Raw genomic sequence first — 24,748 nt, 5'->3', positions numbered from 1 at the left:
GGCTGCCCGCCGTTACTGCTACCAGAGCGCCACGGTGTAACCCAGGATCACTCGGTTCTCGTTGGTGTCACGGGTGAAGTTGCTGGTGGCGCTGGCGTTCTGCCAACGCACAGACACATCCTTGAACGTGCCGCTTTGCACCACGTAGCCGAGGCTGAAATCGCGCTCCCACTCGCGCCCTTCGCCCTTGAAGCCGATGACCTTGGCGTTGTCGCCCTTGGCGTAACGCGTCGAGAACAGCAGGCCCGGCAGGCCCAGCGAGGCGAAGTCATAGTCATAGCGGGCATGCCACACGCGCTCGCCGGTCTGGGAGAAGTTGGCCAGTTGGTACTCGGTGAACAGGTAGGTGTTAGTGCCATCCACGTAGGTGAACGGCGTCGAGCCGTACTGTGCCTGGTAACCGCCGCTGAGGTTGTGGCCATAGAGGCTGTAGCCGATACGGGTACTCAACGCACGGTTATCCACCTTGCCGGCCAGGCCCGCAGCGTCTTCACTGGCGTTGAAGTAACGGATGTCGGTCTTGAACGTACCGGGGCCCCACTTGAGGCTGTTTTTCAAGCCCAGGTAGTGCTGTTGGTAGAGGCTTTCCAGTTGCGCGTACTGATAGGTCACGAGCGTGGTTGGCGTGAGCTTGTACTCGCCGCCGGCGTAGCGGAACTCATCACTTTTGGCGCTGCTTTTGTAAGCACCGTACTGGCTGGTCAGGCCCATGTCCTCGTAGTGGGTCGAGTCGCGCTGCTTGACCTGGTCCAGTTGGCCTAGGGTCAGGGTCAGCTTGTCGATGTCCTTGGAGGTGAACGCTGTGCCACTGAAACTCTGGGGGAACAGACGGCTGAGGTTGGGTTGCAGGGTGGGCAGGTCCGGCACCATGTAGCCCACTCGCAGCTCGCTTTGGGCCATGCGCGCCTTACCGGTAATGCCGAGTTTGGAGTAATTGTCATGGGCGCGGCGTGCGTAGCTGGGAGAGCCCGGCTCGGCCACGCTGGAGCGCGCCAGCAGCCCGGTGCCGGAGTTATCCGGGCTCGAGTCGAGTTTCACGCCCAGCATGCCCACCGCGTCCAGGCCAAACCCCAGCGTACCTTCGGTAAAGCCCGATTCGAGGTTGAGAATAAACCCCTGCGCCCACTCGGCGCGCTTGTTCTGCCCGCTGGACTCGCGGTAGTCGCGGTTGAAGTAATAGTTCTTCAATTCAAGCGAGGCCTTGCTGTCGGCGACAAAGTCGGCCTGGGCAAACAAGGGCATGAAACCGACGCCCATGACGCTGGCACTGGTGACAACTTTGTTGATGCGGTTATTCATGTGGAGGTTCCTGGCAGACAGGTTGAGTGGGGTTGTTTTTGTTTTCTTCGGCCATGGCTTCGCCCGCTTCGCCAATCACCGATTGACGAAGGTTTGGGTTTCAGAACATGGCCTGGGGTGCAGCAGTACCTAAATCACACCGGCGCGGAGGCGGTAACTGCCATCCGCACGTTTCTCCAAGGGGCTGGCCGCTGCGAGCAGCCGCCGGGTATAGGGATGTTGCGGGCTGTCGAAAAGGGTGTCGCGCGGCCCCATCTCAACCACTTCGCCCTGGTTCATCACCGCCACGCGATGAGCGATGCGCTCCACGGCCGACAGGTCGTGGGAGATGAACAGGCAGGCGAACCCGTACTGGCGTTGCAAGCGCTCGAACAACTCAAGAATCTGTTTTTGAATGGTCATGTCCAGTGCCGAAATCGGCTCGTCGGCAATCACCAGCTTGGGTCGCCTGACCAGCGCCCGGCCAATCGCCACGCGCTGGCGCTGGCCACCGGAGAGTTGATGGGCAAAGCGCTCACGGAACTGCTCGGGCAAGCCGACGTCGACCAGGGTCTCGGTGACCCGCTGGCGTTTTTGCGCGGCCGTCAGCCCCGGCTCATGGCGCAGCGGCTCGGCAATGATCTGGCCGACGGTCATGCGCGGATCCAGGGACGAATACGGGTCCTGGAATATCATCTGGCATTGCAGGCGGTGGGCCCGGTTGGCGGCCTTGAGGATATCCACGCCCTGGAACAGGATGGCCCCGGCGCAGGGCGTGACCAACCCGACCACTGCCCGCCCAAGGGTGGTTTTGCCCGAACCGCTGCCACCGACCAGGGCCAAGGTCTCGCCCGGTGCGATGCTCAGGTTCACCGAATGCACCACGCGCTTGGGCACGCTGCGGCCCCAGAAACTGCGCGGCCCCGGGTGTTCGATGCACACATCCCGGACCTGCAACAACGCGTGGTCGGCGGCCGGCAATGGCACCAGCTCGCCGCGCCGTGGCAGCGCTTCAAGCAACTGCCGGGTGTAGTCGGCCTTCGGCGCGAACAGGATGTCTTCGATACGGCCCTGCTCCACCGCCTTGCCCGCACGCATCACCACCACCTTGTGGGCATAACGCGCCACCAGGGACAAGTCGTGGCTGATGAACAAAATCGCCGTGCCTTGCTCGCGCGTCAGCTCCAGCATCAACTCGATCACGTCCAGTTGTGCCAGGCAATCGAGCGCCGTGGTGGGCTCGTCGGCGATCAGCAGCGCCGGACGCAGCAACATCACCGAGGCCAGCATGATGCGTTGGCGCATGCCGCCGGAGAACTGATGCGGGTAGGACCCCAGGCATTTCTCGGCATCCTTGATCCCGATGCGTTGCAGCATGGCGCGGCAGCGCTCGCGGATCGTCGCCGCATCCAGCGTGGTATGCAGTTTGAGCGCCTCGCTCATCTGCCGGCCAATCGTCAGCGCGGGGTTGAGCGAGACCATTGGTTCCTGGAACACCATGCCGATCCGCGCACCGCGCACTTCACGCATCGCCTTGGCATTGCCGCTGTCCAGCGGTTCGCCCTGGAACATGATGCGCCCACCACACACCTGCATCGGCGCCGGCAGCAAGCCAATGGCAGCGCGTGCGGCCATGGTCTTGCCGCTGCCCGATTCGCCGACCAGCGCGACGATCTCGCCAGGGGCCATGGTGAAGCTGAAATCATCGACGGCCAGCGGACCGTCCGCACCGACGCGAATCTGTAGATTTTCAACGGCCAGTAATGGCACTGGAACGCTCATGCTCATTTCCTCATGCGCGGGTCGAGACGATCACGCAAGGCATCGCCGAACAGATTGATAGCCAGCAACGTCAGGCTGATAAAAATGCCCGGGAAGATCCCCAGCCACGGTGCCGTCGAGATGTAGGTGCGGCTCGCCGAGAGCATGCTGCCCCAGGTCGCGGCCGGCGGCGGTACGCCCAGGCCAAGGAAGCTCAGCGCACTCTCCGAGAGCAACGCCCAGCCGAACATGCTGGTGCCCAGCACGCACAGCGGCGCCAGGCAGTTGGGGGTGATATGGCGGAACATGGTGTACAGCTCGGAGTTGCCGATCACCCGAGACGCCTCGATGAACTCCAGCTCACGCAACGACAACACACTGCCCCGCACTACCCGCACCACTGACGGGGTATAGGCAATGCCCAGGGCGAGCACGATGCCGTACTGGCTGGCACCAACGATTGCCATGATGCCCAGGGCCATGAGAATGCCCGGAAACGCCAGCAGGGCATCGTTGAGCATCATCAGCACGCGGTCGGTCCAGCCGCGCAGGTAGCCGGCAAGCATACCGATTACCGTGCCGCAGATAACCGCCACGCTCACCGAGAGCAGGCTGATCCACAGGCTGGTGCGTGCACCAATGATCAATCGGCTGAACACGTCACGGCCGAATTCGTCGGTGCCCAGCCAGTGCACAGCATTGGGCGCGTGCAGGCGCGACAACAGGTCCAGCTTGAGCGGGTCAAAAGGTGTCCACACCACGCCGAGCAACGCCAGCAATACCAGTGCCGCGAGTAGGCTGCCGCCGATCAACGCATTCAACGGCGGGTAACGCCAGGCACGTCGCGGCTGGGCATCCAGCCCTGTGGGCAAGGCAGGAGTCTTGAGGTTCATAGCTTCACCCTTGGATCGAACAGCGGATACAACAGATCCACCAACAGGTTGACCAACACGTAGATGCAGGTGACCAGCAGCAGGCAACCCTGCAGCACCGGGTAGTCACGGGAGAAGATCGAATCGACCATCAGGCGGCCAATACCGGGCAAGGTGAACACGGTTTCCAGTACCGCAATGCCGCCGAGCAAATTGCCGAGAATCAGGCCAATCAAGGTCCAGGTGGGCGCAAAAGCGTTGCGCAGAGCGTGTTTCCACAGCACCGCCCCCTCCGACAACCCCTTGGCCCGCGCATGGGCGATGTACTCCAGGCGCAGCACTTCGATGGTGCTGGCCCGCGCCATCCGCGCAATCGCGCCGAACTCCACCAGGGTCAGGGTGATGATCGGCAGCACCACATAGGTCAGCGCTTTCATCGGGTCGCTGGCAAAGCCGACGTAACCGATCACCGGCAACCAGCCGAGCTGAATGCCAAACACATAGAGCAACAACAAGCCCAACCAGAAACTCGGCACCGACAGCAGCAAGGTCGCCGTAGCCACCAGGCCCAAGTCCAGCGCGCTGTTTTGCTTCCAGGCCGCGAGCAGACCCACCGGCACCGCGAGCAGGGTCGCCAGTAACACCGCGACGAGCACCACTGTGGCGCTGACGCTGAAGCGTTCGATCAGCAACTCCACTACCGGCTGGCGGCTGCTGATGGACATCCCGAGATCGCCACTGAGTACCGATTTGATCCAGATCAGGTACTGGGTCACCACCGAGTGGTCCAACCCCAGGCTGCTGCGCATGTCGGCGAGGCTTTGCGGGTCGGCCATATCACCCAGCATCAGCAACGCCGGGTCGCCGGGGATCAGGCGAATCAAGGCAAATACAATTACCGAGATCAACAGCAGGGTCGGCACCGCCATGCCGAGCCTGTGCAATATGAATCGAAACATAGCGGTACGCCTTACTTGGAAGTGTCGGCCAGCTTCACGCCCCACAGGCGCGGCTTGGCAACGGGCCAGGAGCGATAACCTTCAACGCGCTTGCCCATGGCGCCGATGGCGGTGCCGTTGTAGATGACCACCATCGGTACATCCTTGAGCATCAAGGTGTGCAGCTTGTCGAACAGCGGCTGGCGCTTGGCGGGGTCAACTTCACGCTGGGCCTCGCGCAATATCGCCAAGGCTTCGGGGTTGTCCCAGACCTTGCGCGGCTCTTTCTGCTTGTCGCCAATCACTGATTCGTAGCTCTGCGCCGCATCGAAACGCCCCGAGTAGGAGAACGACATCATCTGGTAGCTGCCGGTCTGGTAGCGCTCCAACTGCGTGCCCCACTCCAGGGTTTCCATCTCGATATTCAGCCCCGCCGCCTGAGTCATGGCCTGGCTGAGCAAACCCATGTCGAACATCTGCGGGTAGCGTTTGTTGACCAGCATGCGGATTTTTTCGCCGCCGTAACCGGCCTCTTTCAACAGGCGCCGCGCCTCATCGAGATTGTAGGTGTAGCCCTGGTGCGCGGTGTCGTCGTAGTACGGGCTGGCGGTGGGGATGACCGAGTTGTTGACCACCGACAAGCCATCGGACAAGGCCGCCACCATCTGCGCGTAATCCAGGGATAACGCCACCGCGCGACGAATGCGCACGTCCTTGAGCAACGGGTCACGGGTCTGAAACAGCAGGCCGCTGATGGTCATGATCGGGCTGACCTGGATCTGCAGATTCTTGACCTGCTTGAGTTGCGCGGCGTCCATCGCCGTCACGTCCGGCAACAGGTCGACGCCACCCGAGAGCAGTGCGGCCTTGGCCGAGGCCGAATCGGGGATCACCTCGAAACGCACCTTGTCGACAAACGCCTGCTTGTTGCCGGTGTACCCGTCCGCCTCGGCCTCGGCACGCGGCGTGTATTCCTTGAAGCGATCCAGTTCGACGTACTGGCCCTTCTGCCATTTGCCCAGGGTGAACGGCCCGGTGCCAATCGGCGCACGCCAACTGCCATCGGCGGCCAGCGAGTCCGGGTGCAGGATGCCGCTGCCGGCGCAATCCGGGCGAGCCATCGCGGCGAGAAACAAGCCGTTGGCCTGGTCCAGCGTGAACACCACGGTTTTTGGGTCAGGGGTGGCGACATCGACAATCTTGGCAGCACCACGCCCGTCGAACTCCGCCAGGCAACGCCATTGGGTCTTGGGGTCCAGGTAGCGCTGCCAGGTCCATTGCACATCCTTGGCCGTCAACAGCTGGCCATTCTGGAAGTGCACGCCGTCTCGCAGACTGAAGGTGTAGCGCAGGCCATCTGGCGATATCGCGACGGCACTGGCCAGCATCGGCGCGATGCTGGTGTCTTCGCGATACGCCACCAACCCTTCGACGATATGCATCATCACCGCATCGGTATTGTCGTCACGGTTGACGCCCGGGTCGGTGCTGCGGATATCACCATTGAGACCCACGCTGATGACCTTGTCTTGCGCGACGGCCATGGAAAAGGTGCACGCCGACATCGCGACGGCCAGGGCCGTCTTTACGTAACTATTCACGGGAGAAAGACTCCTTGAAGAAATTTTCCGGTCAGTGGCGAGGGCCAAGGCAGGACCGGCATCAGAATGAGTGAATCCTTGGTTATTGTTATACGGCCTGTTCTGAGTGCATCTACCAACGGTGTATCAGCCAAGGCTGCGCTTGCGGCGCAACACCTTGGCGAAGAAGTCCTGGGCAGCCGGCATGGCCTTGATGCCCTGATGAGCGACGTTGGGCAGCAGGTCGAAGTGCACGTGCACGCCGGCGGCTTCGAAACTCGCCTTCAAGCTGGCCAGGCGCTCCGGGCGCGTGCGTCCGGCCGCGTTGGCACCGGCCATGTAGTGCTTGCCCCCTTCGCGGTGGGTGATTTCCCAGGTTTCGAGGTCTGAATCGCCGACCACCATGTGCACCGGCAGTTGCTGCAAGGCTTGCAGGTTCAACGGTTTGCCAAAGCGCGTCGCGAAGTCCCGCACGCCGACCCACCAGTCCTGCTCGGCGTCCAGCAAGGTCACCGAGCCCGGCGCACCGATGGACGCCGCCCAGAGTTTCTCCGGGTGCAGGTAGCAGAACCGGTGGGTGAATTGCCCGCCGCCGGAATAGCCGAACAGCGCAAAGGTATCGAAGCGCCGCCCGTAGCGCTTGCCGACGCTGGCGATCATGTCGAGCAACACCTGGTCGTAACGGATATCGCCCTCGACCAGTTGCTTGTAGCCATCGCCATTGCTGTCACCCAGCACGCCGACCGGGAACAGCGGCGACAGGATCACACAATCGTTCCAGCGGCCAAACTCCGCGAAGCCATTGCGATAAATCTCCATCGCACGGGTCGAACCGTGCAGCGACACCACCAGGTCCACTGGCCGGGAGCTGTCTTCGATGGTTTCAGGCACATAGAGGGTGTAGGCAAAACGGCTGTCCTCGTGGTGCGAGTACACCGTGGTAGCGCCGAGGTGATACACGTTTTTGGCCGCACGCAAGGCCGCGTCGATGGTGTTGGTGTCTGGATGGGTATCTGGATTGCTCATGGAAAGTTCGCCGAGTCAGTTCGGACTTGAGTATTGGCCGGGCGCTATAAAAAGAAAAACTAATTAAACTTTAGCCTGAGCAAACAAAACCTTTACGATCACACCCTACCCCTGGTTGCGAGTTGACCCATGAGCAACATTCGCTTTTTCAAGACGTTTATCGCCGTCGCCGAGTACGGCAGCTTTGCCGCCGCTGCCGACCGCGTGGCACTGACCAACGCCGCCGTCGGCCAACAAATGCGCGCACTCGAAGAAGAAATGCGCCGCCCGCTGTTCGACCGCAGTCAGCGGCAGATCAAGCTGAGCCGCGACGGCGTGTTATTGCTGCCCAAGGCCAAGCGCCTGCTGGCGGACTACGAACAAATGATCGCCGAAGCCCCCGATGGCGAGGCCATGGAGGGCGAAGTGTCGATCGGCGGCATCACCTCTGGCATGGGCCTGCTCGCCAATTGCCTGGTGCAACTGAAAAAACTGCACCCCCGGATCTCGGTCAACCTGATGACCGCCCGTTCCGACGAAGTGGTCAACCTGGTGCAAGCCGCCAAACTCGACGCCGCGCTGCTGATCGAGACTGCGCGGCAAAACTTCAGTGGTTTGAGCTGGACCCTGCTCTACAACGAACCCATCGTCATGCTCGCCAATGCCACGCAGACCGCCGGCATCAACGACGCGGTGGAGTTGCTGAGAACCCAGCCGTTTATTCGCTACGACAGGTCCACGGCAGTGGGTCGCAAGGTGCAGTCGATCATCAAGAGTGAATCGGTAGAACCGCTGGAGATTCTGGAGCTGAACTCGATCATCGGAATCGCCGATCTGGTGCGCCAGCAAGTCGGGGTGGCGATTGTGCCGCTGCTGAAAAATTTCGACTGGCACAAAGACCCAAGCCTGCGGGTGCTGCCATTGCCGGGCGACCTGGCAGTACGCCGGGTGGGGATATTGGAACAAGGCACCAAAAGTGCGATTACCGGGGAAATTCGCAAGTTGCTGATGTCGGCGGTGTCCCAGTAATTCTTCCTTGGTGTGGTCATGAGTGCCTGCCATCGGGAAAGGCCGTGAACTGCGCCCCTGTCCCTCTGGAAGAACGTCCCGCACTTGCGAAGCAAGCACCTTTCGCCCCTGAACAGACATTCGTCAACGCCCGTTCAGGGTTAAAAGCCGCCTGTTCCGCTATTGCAGCGGAACGTACACGTCCGTTTGCCATTGATCCTGCGGTGTCTCGGGGTAGGCGCTCAGGTAGTGGAAGAACAGCGGATGATCACGCAGTTCCTCGCCACTGGCCGGGAGCCAATCGCGGTAAATCGGATAGATCGTTTCGCCGATGTGATCCGGCGACCCGGTGTGTCGCACCACGACGCAGCGACCGGCCGGAATGACCATTTCGTGCACGCCGAACTCATTCGGCGCCACGGCCTCGTGAATCTCGCCGCAGATTGCGAAGCGGAATGCGTGGGCAGGTGTCGTATCGGGGTTGTTGTAGGGAATGCCAAAGGTGCGACTCGATGCCACCGGCGACTGGCCGCTCTGCATACGCCATTTGATAAACCTGCCCACGCTCTCATTGACCAGCCCGGCGGGTCCGCAGTGCTCAAGCGCTGCGACTGTGACTTCAGGGAAATCTACGATTCGTACTTGCATGATGATCGTCCTAGAAAAGTGAGGGATGGCGAAGACCGCATTCCAGACCTGCCAGTTCGGTTCCTTCCTGAACGCGCTGGGCGTCATACCGAACGCCCTTCTGAACGCCCGGCAAAATGCCTCGGGACTTTCAAAGCCGGCACCAAGCGCGGCCTCCAGTACCGAGTGATCCGCAGCGGCGGCCAGGCGATGTGCCGCGCGCCTTAGTCGCATCAGTTGCACATAACGTGAGACAGGCACGCCAACGAACGCGGTGAATTGCCGATGGAAGTGAAACGCCGAAAAGTTCGCCACCTGGCTCAACGTCTTCACCGACAGGTCACCTTCAAGATTGGCGTCAATGTAGGCGAGTACGGCGTTGAAACGTGTTGTGTAAGCGAAATGGATCGGCACGTCTGACACTGGAAAAGCTCCTGGAAGTTCGGTCGCCAATAGAGTCGTCTATCGCCGCATCAACACGCCTAGCCGCGTTTGCTCAAGCTACGTTTTGGGGGTGGGCCGCGATGCCTGTGTCTGGCCGGCGGGTCGCTGAAGCACGCCGCACCTCATTCCACTGTCTGCAACCATTTGAGCAGATCCATTTCCAGGCTGCCCTGCTTGAGCGCTGCGGGAGAGAACAGGCAATAGCGCGAGCCATCCTCGACAAATCCCAGCGGTGCGGCCAAGACACCGCTCTGAACATCATCGCGCACCAGATGCCACGGACCGATGGCAACCCCCAGGCCCGCGACCGCCGCCTGGATGCTGAAATAGAAGTGCTCGAAAGACTGCCTCTGCGCCACGCAAAGACTGAGTCCACTTGCACCGGCCCACTCCTGCCAGGCGTCAGGCCTGCTGGCGGTCTGCAGCAATGGCGCCGTGGGGCTCAGGCTCTTTCTGGCTTTGCCAAACCATTGGCCGACCTTCTCGGGCCGGCATACAGGGCCAACCTTTTCAGTGAACAGTGTCTCGGCATGGTAGGTGGGCGGCCGAGGAAAATCGTCGCGGCGAATGGCCAGGTCTATGCCCTGGTCAAACGAAAAACAACCACCGCCGGCTACCAGGTGGATGTCCTGCCCTTGATGTCTTTGTTGGAAGTCGCTCCATCGAGGGATCAACCAGCGCATCAACAACGTTGGCTCGCACGACAGGACAAGCACCCGAGTACGCCGGGCTTCGGTGCGTATCTCGCGAACTGCCTGGCTCATTATCCCGAGCCCCTCACTCACTGCGTTCGCCAGGCGCTTTCCCGCGTGCGTCAAATAGACCCTGCGGCTGCGGCGCTCGAACAGATCAACGCCCAGGTCCTCTTCAAGCAAACGTACGGCACGGCTGATGGCGCCGGGCGTCAGGTGCAGTTCGCGGGCGGCGCGGGCAAAGCTCTCGAAGCGTCCGGCTGACTCGAAGCAACGCAATGCAAGCAGAGAAGGCATTCGCGCCTCACCGATTCGTGAGCTTGAGTCATCATTTTCATCAGAAATCATCGTTAGTGCCCAGGAATATGATCTGTAAACATTGCTTTCCATCATAACAACGCAAGGGCTCAGCATGAGCGAATGGATAGCAGTGATCACCATTACCCTACTCGCCTGCATCAGCCCGGGGCCAGACTTCGCCATGGTTTCCCGCAACGGATTGCTGCTGTCTCGCCGGGCTGGCTTGCTGACCGCAGTGGGAATCGGCGCGGGGGTTCTGGTCCACATTTGCTACACACTGCTCGGGCTCGGGTGGGTCCTGCAGCAGACGCCCTGGCTGTTCAATGCGCTCAAGCTCGCGGGTGCTGCTTACCTGGTCTACCTGGGAATCAAGATGATCCGTTCCGAGCCGGCGAGCGAACAGCCAAACGTACCGCCACCGGCAATCTCGGATCTGGCCGCCCTGCGCACGGGGTTTCTCACCAACGCGTTGAACCCCAAAACATCGATCTTCATCGTCAGCCTGTTCATGGGCGTAGTACGACCGGATACCGCGATGACGGTGCAAGTGGCATACGGTCTGTTCATCGCGAGTGCGCACATAGCCTGGTTCAGCCTGGTCGCGCTGTGCTTCTCAAGCGGAAAAATGCGCGAGACGTTGATGGCATCACGGCAATGGATTGACCGAGGGTTTGGCGGCCTGCTTGTGAGCTTCGGCATATTCCTGACCATCACTCAGCGTTCCGCTTGAGTGGCCTCGGCCCTTGAGCAGAGACAACGCCCTGTTGCCCAACTAACGGCACTCTGTCGTGAGCATGAATGTACTCATTACTGCAAAACCGCCGCCTGCTACACTCCCGCCCCCGAACCCACTTGATGATGACCACGGGTTCTGGTCGCCCATTGAAAGGACTCGCTTATGAACAAGGTGCTATTCAGCCTTCTCGCCTCAACACTGGCCATGTCGCTCAACACTGCCCATGCCGCTTCCGTTGCTGAAGTCTTTACCGGCGACATGTTGGGCACCAATCAGCGTTACTTTGAATCGGTAGCCGGCATTCCCCGGGAGTCCAACGGCAACGATCACCATTTCAAAGTCCAGGGTTGTGACATCACCGCCACGGTAGAAGGCGGCAAAGTCAGCAAGCTGCGCCTGGAACTGACGCCAAAATGCCAGGCTGACTTGACCCAGTTCGTCGGCACCTACGCTCCCGCTCCAGGCAAACCCCTCACCGTCGGTGCATTTACCGCCTCGTCCGGTGGTGGCCTGAGCTTCTCCGCCGACTGCCTGAGCATGTGCGGCAATGCCGCAGATCCTTCGTTCTACGCCCACTGGGAAGGCCCCCATGCCGTCGGATTCAGAGAAGTCCTGCTGGAGGTGGTCCTGGTATCGGATGCAGCGCTTGACGCCTCCGGCCAGTGGGAGTCTCACATGCGCAAGGCCGAAGGCGATGACTACGTGATGGAAACGCGCTTCAACTGCGACCAGAAATACGCCTCCATCGCGCAGAAGGCCTTTGAAAACGTGCCGGTCACTGCCGTCACAATCGGCTCGGAGCTCAAAGCGCCCGGGTGCTGATGATCAGCGGAACATATCGGGCCCTCGCCGGAGGTGGACAGCACCCGGCGGGGCTTTCCGGGTTGGTGTGGATCAAGCCGTAACGCATTTTATCTGCCCTGACTAAACCACCTATTCAAACGCTACATCTACAAAGGGCGGCGGGCACCCAACGGGTGTGCCCGGCAATCAGCCTCGCTCCAATCACAAGAGCGAGCTCACGCCGAGCCCCCCTTAGCCGCCCTGAAAAAATCTCGACCGTGGATTCACCTCAGTCATCCACACCCCCTATTCCTCCCCCACCCAATACCAAACGCCACCGCTCTGCGGCATCACCTCCCCCGACTCAAAATACTCGCGCGTCTCAGTCTCCAGCGGCGCAAACCAATACCCCGTCCGACTACAGGCCTGGCCCGCCGGCAAAGGCGCCACCCGCCCCGTATCAGCTGGCCGAACATCCCTGGCGTAGGCCACCAGGTCCCGGGGATAGACCATCGACTCAATCGCGCCGTCATCGATCCCATACAGAAACGCCACCGCCGCCGCCTCCAGCGCCCAGTACCCACAGTAGCTGCCCTCATCCCCTTGCAGGTGGCTGTCGTGCCAGGGCGCCTGCTCGAACGCCGGGTACCAGGCGTCGCAGTATTGCTGCAACAGCGTGGCGGCCTGGGTCGGGTCTTCTTCATAAATGGCCTGGACCAGCGGGGTGTAGAGGTCGTGGTACCAACGATCGACGTCATAGCGCTCAGGCAGCAGCTTGCACAGCAAGTCTTCGTAGAGGGTGTCGTCGCCGGCGTAACCGGCGGGGTCGATCAGGGCGACAAAGCGCTGCAGCAGGTCGGTGCGGTGCAGCAGGATGCACAGGCTGAAGACCTGGACGCACTCTTCGTACTGGTCGAGCCAGTCGTCGATGGTCAGCGGGGTGATGTTGGGGATGCCCTGGTAAATCGCCAATTGCCGCTGCAGCCCTTCGTAGCTGTCGACCAGGGTTTCCAGCAAGGGGATCAAGGATTCGATGGCATCACCCGCGGTGTAGCGGATGAGGATTTCCTTGAAGATCAGCTTTTGGAAATAGCGGGCCCTGACGGACTTTTCCTGGGCCTCGGAGTCGGCCTGGAAGGTGTTTTCTTCAAAGAAGCACACGCTCTTGCGGTAGTTGATAAAGAAGTTGTCGAAGCGTGCTGCGCTCAAGAATGTTTGTCTTTTGTCCGTGATCACCGGTCTTCCCTGCTAAACGTGGCTGCGATTGGCCGGCGGCACGCTATCAAAGCATCAGTCACGCTGTCCACGGGTCACGCACCAGGCGACAGGGACATGGCCTGGTTGACAAGCCCCTGCGCGCCGCCCTTTCATACTCCCCGTTCGCGCTGGTAGCGACTTTCCAGCGCCAGGCCAGATAAGGATCAATCCATGGCAGTGCAAAAAAAGGGCAAGTACTGGTACGGCACCAGCGCCCACGACACCGAGGCCGAGGTGCTCAGGTACAGCACGCGCAACCGCTACCCGGCCGCTGGCTTCCGGCATGCGGCGTGCCCCTGCGGCAGCCAGGCATTCCGCCTTGCCAGCGATGAAAACGCCGGTGCCGCCCGCCGCACTTGCACCCAGTGCGGTGCCGAACACTGGATGGGCGACAGCGAGCTCTATGCCAGCGAGGCCGAGTTGGAAAGCCACGAGTGCATCTGCGACGGCGATGCGTTCCATCTGCTGTCAGCCGTGGCGCTCTACCCGCAAAGCAATGATGTGCGCTGGTACTACATCGGCTGCTACTGCCCGAACTGCCACTTGGTGGGTGTGTTCGCCGACTGGAAATGCGAGGCCGGCGAGGCACAGGCCTTTTTGGCCAATACCTGACCCAGGCGCTGGCGGCCAGCGCGTGTATCGACACAGCAATGGACCTTCTGCCGCCAACCCCGATCAGCGAACGATCCCAGCCCCGGAATCTGCCAAAGACCGCTTTACTGCACCGCGTGCCGCCAGGTAAAAAGGCCGTCGATGCAGTCCCACACCCTCACGCCAAACATTGAATGTGGAGCCTTACATGGATACTTACCCCACTGGAACCCATCTGGTTGTCGGTCGAGGCGTGTACACCCACCACGGGATTTACGTCGGTAGAAAGCGTGTAATCCATTATTCCGGCATGGCCTCGGGCATCGACAAGGGCTGCATCGAGTCCACCAGCCTTGCGGCGTTCTGCCAGGACAAGAAACCGCGGATCAGAACCTACAAGAAAACCTATTTCAGCGGCCCCGCCATTTGCCGGCGTGCGCGCTCCCGACTGGGTGAAGATCAGTACAACATCTTGTTCAACAACTGCGAGCACTTTGCCAATTGGTGCGTCACCGACCTGCACAGCAGCGCGCAGGTCGAGGCCGCGAGCATGCGTGTCGGCGCGGCGCTGGCCTCGCAGCTGTTTACACGCAAAGCCGCCGAGGATGCGGCGAAGCAGGCAGTAACCTCATTGGCCGCCAAGGGGACAACGGCCGCTGCGCGCAATCTGATTACCGGGCAAGCGAGCAAAACCATCGCCAATCAGGCTGCTCGCTCCCTGGTCGGCCAAACCCTGGCCAGGGGCGCTGTAGGCACCGCAACCGGCCTGATCGGCACGGGCGGCGTTTCCGGCCTGGCCGCCACAGGGCTTGGCGCAGCGGGCATTGCCAGCGGCGCGGCGCTCGCCCCGGCCGTTGCAACCATTGCGTTGGCGGCGGGCGCGGCCTACGCGGCCGGTCGACTCTGGGATTGGTTGGTGGATTGAACGCGGGCGGTGCCCGCTGCCGAATTGGGTGGTTGAATAGGCGGCTTTTTTCAGAACCCGCACCGAAGGCAGCGCCCCATCACCCCTGGTGCCCCTCATTAAGGACGATGCATGTCACTGATCTCGCAACGTGTAGCGCTCGCACGCCATGGAGCCAACGATAAAGTCATTTGCCGGATGCCCTCGGGCTGGGCGGTCATGGGCGATGTGCAGTTCCTGCCGGGCTATTGCCTGCTGTTGCCCGACCCGGTCGTCGCCAGCCTGAACGACCTGAGCATCGAGGCCCGCACCGCCTATCTGCTGGACATGGCGCGCATGGGGGACGCGGTGTTGGCGGCCACCGGCGCCCTGCGCATGAACTATGAAATCCTCGGCAACTCCGAGCCCGAACTGCATTGCCATATTTTCCCCCGCTACGCCTCGGAGCCGGAACAGAAGCGCAAGATGCCGGCCTGGTTCTACGACTGGAAAACCGCCATTCCCTACGCCGAGGAAACCCACGGCGACTTGCGCAAGCAAATCGCCCACCTACTGCAAGCGTCGAACCCAAGCGCCTGATCAGCCTGCTCGGCCCTCACCCTGCCCGACTGAACGGCGCAGTGACCCGCCCCGCCAAGGTGATTACAATCGCCGGCTTTTTTGCAGCAAGGACCGGCTCATGCAACGCATCGTGATTTTGGGCAACTCCGGCAGCGGCAAATCGACCCTGGCGCGAACATTGGGCGCGCGCCTGGGCCTTCCCGTGGTGCACCTGGATACGCTGTTCTGGGAGGCCGGCTGGGTCGAACCGGATGCCGAGACATTTCGCACCCGGGTCCGCCAGGCAGTGGCGGCGGACGCCTGGGTGTGTGAAGGCAACTATGCGCGACGCACCTTCGACCTGCGGCTGCCCCGCGCCGACCTGATCATCTGGCTCGACACGCCGCGCCTGACTTGCTGGCGTCGGGTGCTGTTGCGCAGCCTGTTGAACCGCCCGCGGTCCGATCTTCCAGCGGGCTGCAGCGAGAAGCTGGACCGGGAGTTCCTGGGCTTTCTGAATTACGTGTGGAATTTTGATCGGCGCCAACGGCCCGGGATCGAAGCCGCGCGCCAGGCCATCGGCCCAGGCATTCCGGTGGTTCGCCTGCGGGGTACCCGGCAGATTCGCCAGTACCTGGCGGGCCTGCCCAGCCGTGCCTCGTCGACGGCCACCGCGAATCGCTGAAACGCCCTGGGTACCAGGCCTGAACCCGTTCCGCAGGCGTGCCGCACGGGTTGTACACAAAAAACGGTTAAAGATTTACCCCGCTCGGGCCGACATAACAGTGATAGCACATGGCCACGCAGTTTATTTTTCGGCCATTTGCGCTGCCCTCCCCGCTGATGGTTGTCGTCATGAAAATAAAAAATAAGCTCGTGCTTGCGTTCGTCTCAGTCGCCTTTATCCCGGTCAGCCTGGTGGCGCTGATTTCCGTGCTCAACACCCGGACCCAGGCGGTGGATCAATTCATCGATGGCAGCACCCGGGAAATCCGCCAGATTGACGGCAATATCCGGCAGTTTTTCGACGCCAGCCAGCAGAACGTCGATCAGATGGCGGCCGATCCTGTATACACCTCAGTGGCCAGCCTGAAGGACTACCAGGCCGCCGATGCCGCCAGCCAGCCCCTGCCTGAAGCAGCCCGACAGGTCATTGAGCAGTTTGCGCGCTTTGGCAAGACCCACCCGGCGGCGGCGATCCTGTCCATCGGCCTGGAGGACGGCACCTACGCCAAATGGCCGGACGACCCGCAACTGGCCAAGTACGACCCGCGTGCACGCCCGTGGTACAAGGCCGCCATGGCAAGCCCGGGGCAAACCGTGCGCACCCCCGCCTATTACTACGACAAGGACGATGTGGCCCTGGTCGGCACCGCCCGGGCCCTGCTCGACAACGCCGGCAAAGCCAAGGGCGTGTTCGTGGTCAGTGTTTCCCTGAAAAACCTCACGGAACTGGTCAAGAGCATCAAGCTCGGCGAAAGCGGCTACGTGATGCTGATCGAAGACGGCACCGTGCTGGTCGACCCGCGCGACGCCAAGCACAGCTTCAAGCAGCTCAAGGACCTGGGCGCGGCCTATGCGCACCTGGCGGCCACCCCGCAGGGCTCCACCGAGGTGGAAATCGATGGCGTGCGTTACATGGCCAATATCTGGACGTCACCGGGCCTGGGCTGGCGCTACATCGGCCTGATCGAGTACAGCGAAGTCATGGCTGCGGCGACGCGCATGACCTACCTCACCGCCATTATCGTGGTGGTGCTGGCACTGATCTTCGCCCTGCTGGCGGCGGCGTTCTCCAAAGTCATCGTCAAGCCCATCGGCCAGGTCAGCACCGGCTTGCAGTCCATCGCCCAGGGCGAGGGCGACCTGCGCCGGGACCTGGTGGTCCAGGGCAAGGACGAAACCGCGGAACTGGCCGGCTGGTTCAACAAGTTCCTGGCCGCCATCCGCCAACTGATCCAGCACATCGGCGCCGCCTCGACCAATCTGCAGGATGCGTCCCGGGTCAACAGCGAGGTGGCCCACAACATGAACGACGCCGCCGGGCGTCAGCGTGAGGCGGTGGAGCTGGTGTCCACGGCCTTCAACGAAATGGTCGCCACCGCCAACGAAGTGGCCCGCTCGTGCAGCAATGCCGCCGAATCCGCCGAGAGCGGGCACCGTCGGGTGGCCGAGGGCAAACAGCAGATCGAGCTGACCACGGAAAACGTCAACCGCCTGGGCAGCCGCCTGACCGAGTCGTCCCAGGCCATGGTCGAGCTGGAAGCCGGTAGCCGCAGCATCAACCAGATCCTCGGCACCATCCGCGCCATCGCCGAACAGACCAACCTGCTGGCCCTGAACGCAGCCATCGAGGCCGCCCGGGCCGGCGATCAAGGGCGCGGCTTTGCGGTGGTGGCCGACGAGGTGCGGGCCCTGGCCAAGCGCACCTCCGACTCCACCGGGGAAATCGACCAACTGCTGGGCACCCTCGGCAGCAAGACCCAGGAAGTCTCTCAGAAGATGGAAAGCTGCCTCGACCTGTCCCGCGCCAGCGTGTCGTCCATCGAAAATGCCCGTGACAGCTTTGAAGGCATCCAGCTGTCGGTCAATGAAATCAGGGACCAGAACCTGCAAATCTCCGCCGCCGCCGAGGAACAGCACAGCGTTGCCGAAGAGATCAACCGCCACATCCAGCAGATCTACGACGAAGCGCGACTGGTGGAAACCCTGGCCCATTCGGCGCAGGAAGATTCGGGTCGGCTGTCGCAACTCTCGGAAGAGTTGAATGGCCTGGTGGGGCGGTTCAAGTCGTAGGTTGCCCTTCCCCCTGTCACCGGCGGGTGCTGCAAAACGTGCCTGGTCATCAGGCATCGGTTGCAGGGCCGCCGGCTCCTCCTGCTGAACGCCTGCGAACGCAAGCCATGTAACTCAGCACAGATTTCGTCCGTCATATTCCTGTTGCGCGATCCCCGGCTCTCGCCCCATGCCGCCCATTCCCTGGGCCGACATAGGCGCAGAGCCTGGAAACCGACTCGCCTGCGCATGATTTCCAGCAGTCGAACCGAGGCCTGAAGTGCTCATGCCTCGGATTATGCGCCGCTGTTCAAGGCCTACTGAAAGCGCCCGGCAGCGGCAGTAAAAAGCGAATTTTCAAGGAGCAACACATGGGTTTTCTCACGGGCAAACGCGTTCTGATCGTCGGTGTCGCCAGCAAGTTATCCATTGCATCGGGCATTGCCGCGGCCATGCATCGCGAAGGCGCCGAGCTGGCCTTCACCTACCAGAACGAAAAGCTTCGCGGGCGCGTGGAGGAGTTCGCCACTGAGTGGGGCTCCAACCCGGGGCTGTGCTTCCCCTGCGATGTGGCCAGCGATGAGGAGATCGCCCAGGTCTTCGAAAAGCTGGGCCAGCAATGGGATGCACTGGACTGCATCGTGCACTCGGTGGGCTTTGCGCCTGGCGACCAGTTGGACGGCGACTTCACCGAAGCCACCACCCGCGATGGCTTCCGCATTGCCCACGACATCAGCGCCTACAGCTTTATCGCCCTGGCGAAGGCCGGGCGGCCGATGATGAAGGGCCGTAACGGTAGCCTGTTGACCCTGTCCTACCTGGGCGCCGAACGCACCATGCCCAACTACAACGTCATGGGCATGGCCAAGGCCAGCCTGGAAGCCGGCGTGCGCTACCTGGCCGGCAGCCTCGGCCCGGAAGGCACCCGCGTCAACGCGGTATCGGCGGGCCCGATCCGCACCCTCGCCGCTTCCGGGATCAAGAACTTCCGCAAAATGCTCGCCGCCAACGAAGCGCAAACGCCTCTGCGGCGCAATGTGACCATCGAAGAAGTCGGCAACGCCGGTGCCTTCCTCTGCTCGGACCTGGCCTCGGGTATCAGCGGGGAAATCATGTACGTGGATGGCGGGTTCAACACCACGGCCATGGGCAACCTGGACGATTGACCCAAGGGATGTGCCGCTTCAGGTGGAAGCGGCATTCCCGTCAGGCACGTGGCATGCCTGATCGCGCGGTGCCTGGATTGAGGGCGCCGGGCGCCCCAGCGGGAGCAAGCTCCCTCGCCACAGAAGCCCTGCCCAACCCTACCTAGAAGTTCGCCGGCGTATTCGCGCTGATGATTTCCGCCTCATCCTGCCCGATATTGCGAAACCTGTGGGGCAAGGTTGTGGGGAAGTAATAGCCATCCCCCGGATTCAATATGCTGACCTGGCCATCGACGGTGAGCTCGACGGTGCCACGGGTGACAAGACCGCACTCCTCGCCTTCGGCATGCACGATCGGTTCTTCGCCGGAGCTGGCGCCGGGGGCGTATTGCTCCCGCAGAAAGCGCATCTGGCGGCTGGGGATCGGTGCGCCCACCAGCAGCAGGCGCAGGCCGTCGCGGCCCAGGTCGGGCTGTTCGTTGGCGCGGAAGATGTATTGGTGTTCGCGGGGCGGCTGGTCGAAGGTGAAAAAGTCCGCCAGGGACATGGGGATGCTTTCCAGCAGCTTTTTCAGGGAGCTGACGGAGGGGCTGACGCGATTCTGTTCGATCAGGGAGATGGTGGCGTTGGTCACGCCGCTACGACGGGCCAGCTCGCGCTGGGAGAGTTTGTAGCTTTCGCGAACGAGTTTGAGTCGGGTGCCCGTGTCCATAACAGCCTTATGTGAGAGGAACTTAAGGGTATTTTGCGGCGGTTGGGTCGCGAACTTCGCGATTTGGCTGCCCCTGGAGCCTGAAAGGCGGCTATTTAAACATGTTTGACACAGGTGCTGTAAAGACTGGCGATGAGGGGAATGACGGGGGGATTTCGGGCTGGGTTGGCGCGGGCTACAGCCCCCTGAAACCCTGCCTTTTTGTGGTGAGGGAACTTGCTCCCGCTCGGCCGCGAGGCGGTCGTCAATCAGGCGCTCGGGTTGTTTGGGTTGATCGCGGTCGCCGGGTTTGGGAGGGTTGTGCCCTCCAGCGGGAGCAAGCTCCCTCGCCACAGGAAGCGCTCAGCACTGGAGGGCGGTGGCGTCAGATACCGAAGCGGTCGCGCAGGGCGTAGTAGGCGGCGCCCATGGCCGTCAGCGGGGCCTGGAAGGTGCGGCCGCCGAACATCGGCATGTGCGGCAGTGAGGCAAAGGCGTCGAAGCGTTCGGCGTCACCACGGATCACTTCGCTGATCAGCTTGCCCGCCAAATGCGAACAGGTGACACCGTGCCCGCTGTAGCCCTGCATGTAGTAGGCGTTCTTTTCGATACGGCCAAACTGCGGCATGCGCGACATGGTCAGCAGGAAGTTGCCGGTCCAGCGGTAGTCGATCTTGACGTCTTTCAGCTGCGGGAAGGTCTTGAGGATCTTCGGCCGGATCAGTTGCTCGATGTCGTCCGGCTCGCGGGCGCCATAGACCACGCCACCGCCATACAGAAGCCGGTTGTCAGCGGTCAGGCGATAGTAGTCGAGCAGGTAGTTGCAGTCTTCGACGCAGTAATTGTTAGTGATCAGGCTGCGCGCGACTTTTTCCGACAGCGGCTCGGTGACCACGATCTGCGAACCGCAAGGCATGCTTTTGCGGGTCACCCGTGGGTCGAGGTTTTGCGGCAGGTAGGCGTTGCCGGCGATCAGCAGGTACTTGGCCCGGACCACGCCCTTGGCCGTGCGCACCACGTTGGGTTCGCCGTAGGTGATTTCCTCGGCCGCCGATTGCTCGAAGATCTTGCCGCCCAGACCGATGATGGCGCTGGCTTCACCCAGGGCCAGGTTCAGCGGGTGGACGTGGCCGCCCTGCTTGTCCAGCAGGCCGCCAACGTAGTTGTCACAGCCCACTTCACGCGCCATGTCCTTGGCATCGAGCAGTTGCAGATTGCGGTTGCCGTAGCGCTCCCAGCTGCTTTTCTGTTCAGCCAGGCCCTTGAGCTGCTTTTTGTTCAGCGCGGCGAAGATCCCGCCCGGGCGGTAGTCGCACTGGATGTCGTAGTGCTGGATGCGCTGGCGAATGATATCGGCGCCTTCGAACATCATGCTGCCGAGGATTTCGGCGCTCTTTTCACCGTAGCGCTGTTCGATCACATCCACGTCACGGCTGTAGGAGTTGACCAGTTGCCCGCCGTTGCGCCCGCTGGCGCCGAAGCCGACCTTGGCTGCTTCGAGCACGGTGACGCTGTAGCCGGCTTCAGCCAGGAACAGCGCCGACGACAGGCCGGTATAACCGGCGCCAATCACACAGACATCGCACTCCACCAGTTCTTCAAGGACGGGGAAGTCGCCGGTGTGGTTGCGGGTCGCGGCGTAGTAGCTGTTTACATGAGGTTGCATGGTTCGGACTCCCGGGCGACTGGCCGGCGCAGGCCGGCAATCGCCGTTGTTATTAGGGCTTAGAGCTTGATCCAGGTGGCTTTGAGCTCGGTGTACTTGTCAAAGGCGTGCAGCGACTTGTCGCGGCCATTGCCCGACTGCTTGAAGCCGCCGAACGGCGCGGTCATGTCGCCGCCGTCATACTGGTTGACCCACACGCTGCCGGCGCGCAGGCCCCGGGCGAAGCGGTGGGCGCGGCTGAGGTTGGCGGTCCACACCGCAGCCGCCAGGCCGAAGATGCTGTCGTTGGCGATCGCCAGCGCTTCTTCTTCGGTGTCGAAGCTGATCAGCGACAACACCGGGCCGAAGATTTCTTCGCGGGCGATGGTCATGGCGTTGGTCACGCCGTCGAAAATCGTCGGCTCCACGTACTGCCCGCCCGTGTCCTGCAGGGTACGCTGGCCGCCGACCAATAGCTGGGCGCCCTGCTCCTTGCCGATCTCGATATAGCGCAATACGTTGTCCAGTTGCCGCTGATCGACCACCGCGCCGACCTTGGTCGCCGGGTCCAGGGGGTGCCCCGGCTTCCAGGCCTGGAGCGCTTGCACCAGTAACGGAATAAATGCCTCGCGGATCGAGCGCTGCACCAGCAGCCGCGAACCGGCCACGCAGACTTCGCCCTGGTTGAAGGCGATCCCGGCCGCTGCCGCTTCTGCTGCGGCGCGCAGGTCCGGGGCATCGGCGAACACCACGTTGGGGCTCTTGCCGCCAGCCTCCAGCCACACCCGCTTCATATTGCTCTGGCCGGAATACGCCAGCAGTTGCTTGGCCACCCCGGTGGAACCGGTAAAGGCCAGCACGTCCACATCCATATGCAGGGCCAGGGCCTTGCCGACGGTGTGGCCGTAGCCCGGCAGCACGTTGAACACGCCCGGGGGAATGCCGGCCTCGAGTGCCAGCCGGGCCAGGCGAATGGCGGTCAACGGCGACTTTTCCGAAGGCTTGAGGATGAACGAGTTACCCGCCGCCAGGGCCGGAGCGAACTTCCAGCTGGCCATGATCATCGGGAAATTCCACGGCACGATGGCTGCCACCACGCCGCAGGGTTCCCGCGTGATCAGGCCCAACTGGTCGTGGGGCGTGGGCGCCACTTCGTCGTAGAGCTTGTCGATGGCCTCGGCGCTCCAGCGGATCGCGTTGGCGGTGGCCGGCACGTCGATGGCCATGGAATCGCCGATCGGCTTGCCCATGTCCAGGGTTTCCAGGAGCGCCAGTTCTTCCTGATTCTCGAGGATCAGCTCGGCGAACCGGAGCAGCACCCGCTTGCGCGCCGCCGGGGCTTGCAAGCGCCAGACCCCGGATTCGAACGCCTGGCGTGCAGCGCCCACCGCCGCGTCGGCGTCGGCGGTATCGGTGCTGGCGACCCGGGCCAGAAACCGCCCGTCCACCGGGCTGATGCTGTCAAAGGTCTCGCCGCTTTCGGCCCAGCGGTACTCGCCGTCGATAAAGGCCCGGCCTTCAAGGCTCAGGGACTGGAAGTACTGCTCCCAGTCATTGCGATGCTTGGTCATATGCAGTGCTCAACGCAAAAAGTGGGAGGGCCGTCAGACCGTGTGCAGGTACCAGTTGTACTCAAGGTCGGAAATCGAATTCTCGAACTCGGCCAGCTCACTTTCCTTGCACGCCACAAACACGTCGATGTACAGCGGGTCGATGTACCTGGCCATGACTTCGCTGTCGTCCAGCTCGCGCAGGGCGTCACGCAGGTTGTTGGGCAGGCTTTGCTCGTTCTGCTCGTAGGAGTTGCCTTCGACCGGCGCCCCCGGCTCGATCTTGTTGGTCAGGCCATGGTGAATACCGGCCAGTACCGAGGCCATCAGCAGATAGGGGTTGGCGTCGGCGCCGGCCACTCGGTGCTCGATGCGCACGGCATCCGCCGAACCGGTCGGCACGCGCACGGCCACGGTGCGGTTGTCGATGCCCCAGCTCGGCGAGTTCGGCACATAGAACTGCGCGCCGAAACGGCGGTAGGAGTTGACGTTGGGGCAGAGGAACGCCATCTGCGCCGGCAGGGTTTCCAGCACGCCGCCGATGGCGTGGCGCAGGGCGTCGTTGGTCTCGGGGTCTTCGCTGGCGAAGATGTTGTTGCCCTTTTTGTCGAGGATCGAGATGTGCACGTGCAAGCCATTACCGGCCTGGCCCGGGTAGGGCTTGGCCATAAAGGTGGTGTCCATCTCGTGGTCGTAGGCGATGTTTTTCACCAGGCGCTTGAGCAGTACCGCGTAGTCGCAGGCCTTGATCGGGTCGCTGACGTGGTGCAGGTTGACCTCGAACTGCGCCGGGGCGCTTTCCTTGACGATGGCGTCGGCGGGGATGCCCTGCTCTTTCGCGCCTTCAAGGATGTCTTGCAGGCAATCGACGTATTCGTCGAGGTCATCGATCAGGTAGACCTGGGTCGAATGCGGGCGCTTGCCGGAGATGGGCGAGCGCGGCGCTTGCGGGCGACCGTTCACGTTGTCCTGGTCGATCAGGTAGAACTCCAGCTCGAACGCGGCGCAGATGGTCAGGCCCAGTTCGTCGAACTTGCTCACCACCTGACGCAGCACTTCCCGCGGGTCGGCGAAGAACGGCTGGCCTTCGAGTTCATGCATGGTCATTAACAGCTGCGCGGTGGGGCGCTTCTGCCAGGGCTCGATGCTCAGGGTGTCCGGGATCGGGTAGCAGATGCGGTCGGAGTCGCCGATGTCCAGGCCCAGGCCGGTGCTTTCCACGGTGGAGCCGTTGATGTCCAGGGCGAACAACGAGGCCGGGAGGTTGATGCCTTTTTCGTACACCTTGTGCAGCGCGGTGCGTTCGATGCGCTTGCCGCGCACCACGCCGTTCATGTCTGCAATCAGCAGATCGACGTACAGGACCTCAGGATGTTTTTTCAGAAAGGCGTTGGCTTCGTTGAGCTGAACGGCACGCAGTGGGACCGACATGATGCACCTATTGTGTTAATTATTATGTTCAAAGCTGTTTCGTGACAGCAGTCAATCCGAAAGGCAAAGTGAAGTCAATAGCGAACACCTGGGGTATTTCGTTAATTATATTGACACCAATCAGGCCGATACAGGGCGCACACCCCGCTAATCAGCCTGATCACGCCATGCGGTGTTTATAATTTTTTACAGGAA

The 24,748-nt window shown here is 62.0% G+C and carries 22 protein-coding genes and 1 pseudogene; 10 read left to right on the top strand and 13 right to left on the bottom strand.

All coding sequences use genetic code 11. From position 1 onward, the window contains the following. Positions 1-18: 18 nt before the first annotated feature. From JFU57_RS19615 to JFU57_RS19590, 6 genes are all read right to left on the bottom strand, one after another. A complete protein-coding gene (locus JFU57_RS19615; protein ID WP_201130485.1) occupies positions 19-1,299 on the bottom strand; it encodes an OprD family porin in 1,281 nt (426 codons plus the stop codon). A gap of 129 nt (positions 1,300-1,428) precedes the next feature. Continuing rightward, positions 1,429-3,060 (bottom strand): ABC transporter ATP-binding protein, encoded by a 1,632-nt coding sequence (locus JFU57_RS19610; protein ID WP_078472625.1) that lies wholly within the window; start codon positions 3,058-3,060, stop codon positions 1,429-1,431. Positions 3,061-3,062: 2 nt separating this feature from the next. Then, positions 3,063-3,932, bottom strand: a complete 870-nt coding sequence (locus JFU57_RS19605; RefSeq protein WP_201130484.1) for an ABC transporter permease — start codon at positions 3,930-3,932, stop codon at positions 3,063-3,065. Beyond that, positions 3,929-4,870 carry an ABC transporter permease gene (locus JFU57_RS19600; protein ID WP_078472627.1) on the bottom strand — a complete coding sequence of 314 codons (942 nt, stop codon included), beginning with the start codon at positions 4,868-4,870 and terminating at the stop codon, positions 3,929-3,931. Before JFU57_RS19600 ends, JFU57_RS19605 begins: the two co-directional genes overlap by 4 nt. Positions 4,871-4,881: 11 nt before the next feature. After that, entirely contained in the window at positions 4,882-6,450 is a 1,569-nt protein-coding gene (locus JFU57_RS19595; RefSeq protein WP_078472628.1) for an ABC transporter substrate-binding protein, read from the bottom strand. A gap of 126 nt (positions 6,451-6,576) precedes the next feature. Continuing rightward, the gene (locus tag JFU57_RS19590) at positions 6,577-7,455 is read right to left on the bottom strand and encodes a hydrolase (protein ID WP_078472629.1); all 879 of its coding nucleotides are present in this window, start codon (positions 7,453-7,455) and stop codon (positions 6,577-6,579) included. Between the two features lie 129 nt (positions 7,456-7,584). Between JFU57_RS19590 and JFU57_RS19585 the strand changes: the two genes are divergently transcribed. Next, positions 7,585-8,463 carry a LysR family transcriptional regulator gene (locus JFU57_RS19585; RefSeq protein ID WP_020298223.1) on the top strand — a complete coding sequence of 293 codons (879 nt, stop codon included), beginning with the start codon at positions 7,585-7,587 and terminating at the stop codon, positions 8,461-8,463. Between the two features lie 159 nt (positions 8,464-8,622). Here JFU57_RS19585 and JFU57_RS19580 read toward each other — a convergent pair whose 3' ends face one another. Further along, on the bottom strand, positions 8,623-9,492 hold the full coding sequence (locus JFU57_RS19580) for a GyrI-like domain-containing protein (protein WP_201130483.1): 870 nt from the start codon (positions 9,490-9,492) through the stop codon (positions 8,623-8,625). A 143-nt stretch (positions 9,493-9,635) separates the two neighbouring features. Continuing rightward, positions 9,636-10,553 carry a LysR family transcriptional regulator gene (locus tag JFU57_RS19575; RefSeq protein WP_201130482.1) on the bottom strand — a complete coding sequence of 306 codons (918 nt, stop codon included), beginning with the start codon at positions 10,551-10,553 and terminating at the stop codon, positions 9,636-9,638. Positions 10,554-10,617: 64 nt separating this feature from the next. On the opposite strand from JFU57_RS19575, the gene JFU57_RS19570 reads away from it, so the two are divergent. Further along, entirely contained in the window at positions 10,618-11,235 is a 618-nt protein-coding gene (locus JFU57_RS19570) for a LysE family translocator (RefSeq protein WP_201130481.1), read from the top strand. 168 nt (positions 11,236-11,403) lie between these two features. Continuing rightward, positions 11,404-12,063 (top strand): hypothetical protein, encoded by a 660-nt coding sequence (locus tag JFU57_RS19565; RefSeq protein WP_201130480.1) that lies wholly within the window; start codon positions 11,404-11,406, stop codon positions 12,061-12,063. A gap of 267 nt (positions 12,064-12,330) precedes the next feature. Here the strand turns inward: JFU57_RS19565 and JFU57_RS19560 are convergent, their stop codons facing one another. Continuing rightward, positions 12,331-13,260: a PoNe immunity protein domain-containing protein gene (locus JFU57_RS19560; RefSeq protein ID WP_201130479.1), complete on the bottom strand. Its 930-nt coding sequence runs from the start codon at positions 13,258-13,260 to the stop codon at positions 12,331-12,333. 192 nt (positions 13,261-13,452) lie between these two features. On the opposite strand from JFU57_RS19560, the gene JFU57_RS19555 reads away from it, so the two are divergent. From JFU57_RS19555 to fabI, 7 genes and pseudogenes are all read left to right on the top strand, one after another. Beyond that, on the top strand, positions 13,453-13,893 hold the full coding sequence (locus JFU57_RS19555) for a hypothetical protein (RefSeq protein ID WP_078472634.1): 441 nt from the start codon (positions 13,453-13,455) through the stop codon (positions 13,891-13,893). Positions 13,894-14,080: 187 nt separating this feature from the next. Then, positions 14,081-14,797, top strand: a complete 717-nt coding sequence (locus JFU57_RS19550) for a lecithin retinol acyltransferase family protein (protein ID WP_078472635.1) — start codon at positions 14,081-14,083, stop codon at positions 14,795-14,797. Between the two features lie 111 nt (positions 14,798-14,908). Further along, positions 14,909-15,355: an HIT family protein gene (locus tag JFU57_RS19545; RefSeq protein ID WP_078472636.1), complete on the top strand. Its 447-nt coding sequence runs from the start codon at positions 14,909-14,911 to the stop codon at positions 15,353-15,355. A gap of 100 nt (positions 15,356-15,455) precedes the next feature. Then, a complete protein-coding gene (locus JFU57_RS19540) occupies positions 15,456-16,001 on the top strand; it encodes an AAA family ATPase (protein WP_201130478.1) in 546 nt (181 codons plus the stop codon). Positions 16,002-16,111: 110 nt separating this feature from the next. Then, a pseudogene (locus tag JFU57_RS33695) lies at positions 16,112-17,257 on the top strand (cache domain-containing protein); the annotation flags it as partial. Positions 17,258-17,344: 87 nt separating this feature from the next. Beyond that, positions 17,345-18,112: a methyl-accepting chemotaxis protein gene (locus JFU57_RS33690; RefSeq protein ID WP_421547590.1), complete on the top strand. Its 768-nt coding sequence runs from the start codon at positions 17,345-17,347 to the stop codon at positions 18,110-18,112. A gap of 350 nt (positions 18,113-18,462) precedes the next feature. Beyond that, positions 18,463-19,257, top strand: a complete 795-nt coding sequence (fabI, locus tag JFU57_RS19530) for an enoyl-ACP reductase FabI (RefSeq protein ID WP_078472638.1) — start codon at positions 18,463-18,465, stop codon at positions 19,255-19,257. Positions 19,258-19,399: 142 nt separating this feature from the next. On the opposite strand, the gene JFU57_RS19525 is transcribed toward fabI, so the two are convergent. From JFU57_RS19525 to JFU57_RS19510, 4 genes are all read right to left on the bottom strand, one after another. Further along, complete coding sequence (locus JFU57_RS19525; RefSeq protein WP_078472639.1) at positions 19,400-19,948, bottom strand: cupin domain-containing protein; 549 nt, start codon at positions 19,946-19,948, stop codon at positions 19,400-19,402. A gap of 364 nt (positions 19,949-20,312) precedes the next feature. Beyond that, a complete protein-coding gene (locus tag JFU57_RS19520) occupies positions 20,313-21,593 on the bottom strand; it encodes an NAD(P)/FAD-dependent oxidoreductase (RefSeq protein ID WP_078472640.1) in 1,281 nt (426 codons plus the stop codon). A gap of 59 nt (positions 21,594-21,652) precedes the next feature. Next, positions 21,653-23,143 (bottom strand): aldehyde dehydrogenase, encoded by a 1,491-nt coding sequence (locus tag JFU57_RS19515; RefSeq protein WP_201130476.1) that lies wholly within the window; start codon positions 23,141-23,143, stop codon positions 21,653-21,655. A 33-nt stretch (positions 23,144-23,176) separates the two neighbouring features. Next, on the bottom strand, positions 23,177-24,553 hold the full coding sequence (locus JFU57_RS19510; protein WP_078472642.1) for a glutamine synthetase family protein: 1,377 nt from the start codon (positions 24,551-24,553) through the stop codon (positions 23,177-23,179). Positions 24,554-24,748: the final 195 nt, after the last annotated feature.

This window comes from Pseudomonas sp. TH07, assembly GCF_016651285.1.
In the GTDB taxonomy this organism is placed as follows: Bacteria; Pseudomonadota; Gammaproteobacteria; order Pseudomonadales; family Pseudomonadaceae; genus Aquipseudomonas.
The sequence above is the reverse complement of the archived record's forward strand: the minus strand, read 5'-3'. Positions and strand labels throughout refer to the sequence as shown.

Coding starts and splice junctions, on each gene's coding strand:
- JFU57_RS19615 (WP_201130485.1), bottom strand. CDS start 1,299: ATGAATAACCGCATCAACAAAGTTGTCACCAGTGCCAGCGTCATGGGC.
- JFU57_RS19610 (WP_078472625.1), bottom strand. CDS start 3,060: ATGAGCGTTCCAGTGCCATTACTGGCCGTTGAAAATCTACAGATTCGC.
- JFU57_RS19605 (WP_201130484.1), bottom strand. CDS start 3,932: ATGAACCTCAAGACTCCTGCCTTGCCCACAGGGCTGGATGCCCAGCCG.
- JFU57_RS19600 (WP_078472627.1), bottom strand. CDS start 4,870: ATGTTTCGATTCATATTGCACAGGCTCGGCATGGCGGTGCCGACCCTG.
- JFU57_RS19590 (WP_078472629.1), bottom strand. CDS start 7,455: ATGAGCAATCCAGATACCCATCCAGACACCAACACCATCGACGCGGCC.
- JFU57_RS19585 (WP_020298223.1), top strand. CDS start 7,585: ATGAGCAACATTCGCTTTTTCAAGACGTTTATCGCCGTCGCCGAGTAC.
- JFU57_RS19575 (WP_201130482.1), bottom strand. CDS start 10,553: ATGATTTCTGATGAAAATGATGACTCAAGCTCACGAATCGGTGAGGCG.
- JFU57_RS19570 (WP_201130481.1), top strand. CDS start 10,618: ATGAGCGAATGGATAGCAGTGATCACCATTACCCTACTCGCCTGCATC.
- JFU57_RS19565 (WP_201130480.1), top strand. CDS start 11,404: ATGAACAAGGTGCTATTCAGCCTTCTCGCCTCAACACTGGCCATGTCG.
- JFU57_RS19555 (WP_078472634.1), top strand. CDS start 13,453: ATGGCAGTGCAAAAAAAGGGCAAGTACTGGTACGGCACCAGCGCCCAC.
- JFU57_RS19550 (WP_078472635.1), top strand. CDS start 14,081: ATGGATACTTACCCCACTGGAACCCATCTGGTTGTCGGTCGAGGCGTG.
- JFU57_RS19545 (WP_078472636.1), top strand. CDS start 14,909: ATGTCACTGATCTCGCAACGTGTAGCGCTCGCACGCCATGGAGCCAAC.
- JFU57_RS19540 (WP_201130478.1), top strand. CDS start 15,456: ATGCAACGCATCGTGATTTTGGGCAACTCCGGCAGCGGCAAATCGACC.
- JFU57_RS33690 (WP_421547590.1), top strand. CDS start 17,345: ATGAACGACGCCGCCGGGCGTCAGCGTGAGGCGGTGGAGCTGGTGTCC.
- fabI (WP_078472638.1), top strand. CDS start 18,463: ATGGGTTTTCTCACGGGCAAACGCGTTCTGATCGTCGGTGTCGCCAGC.
- JFU57_RS19525 (WP_078472639.1), bottom strand. CDS start 19,948: ATGGACACGGGCACCCGACTCAAACTCGTTCGCGAAAGCTACAAACTC.
- JFU57_RS19520 (WP_078472640.1), bottom strand. CDS start 21,593: ATGCAACCTCATGTAAACAGCTACTACGCCGCGACCCGCAACCACACC.
- JFU57_RS19515 (WP_201130476.1), bottom strand. CDS start 23,143: ATGACCAAGCATCGCAATGACTGGGAGCAGTACTTCCAGTCCCTGAGC.
- JFU57_RS19510 (WP_078472642.1), bottom strand. CDS start 24,553: ATGTCGGTCCCACTGCGTGCCGTTCAGCTCAACGAAGCCAACGCCTTT.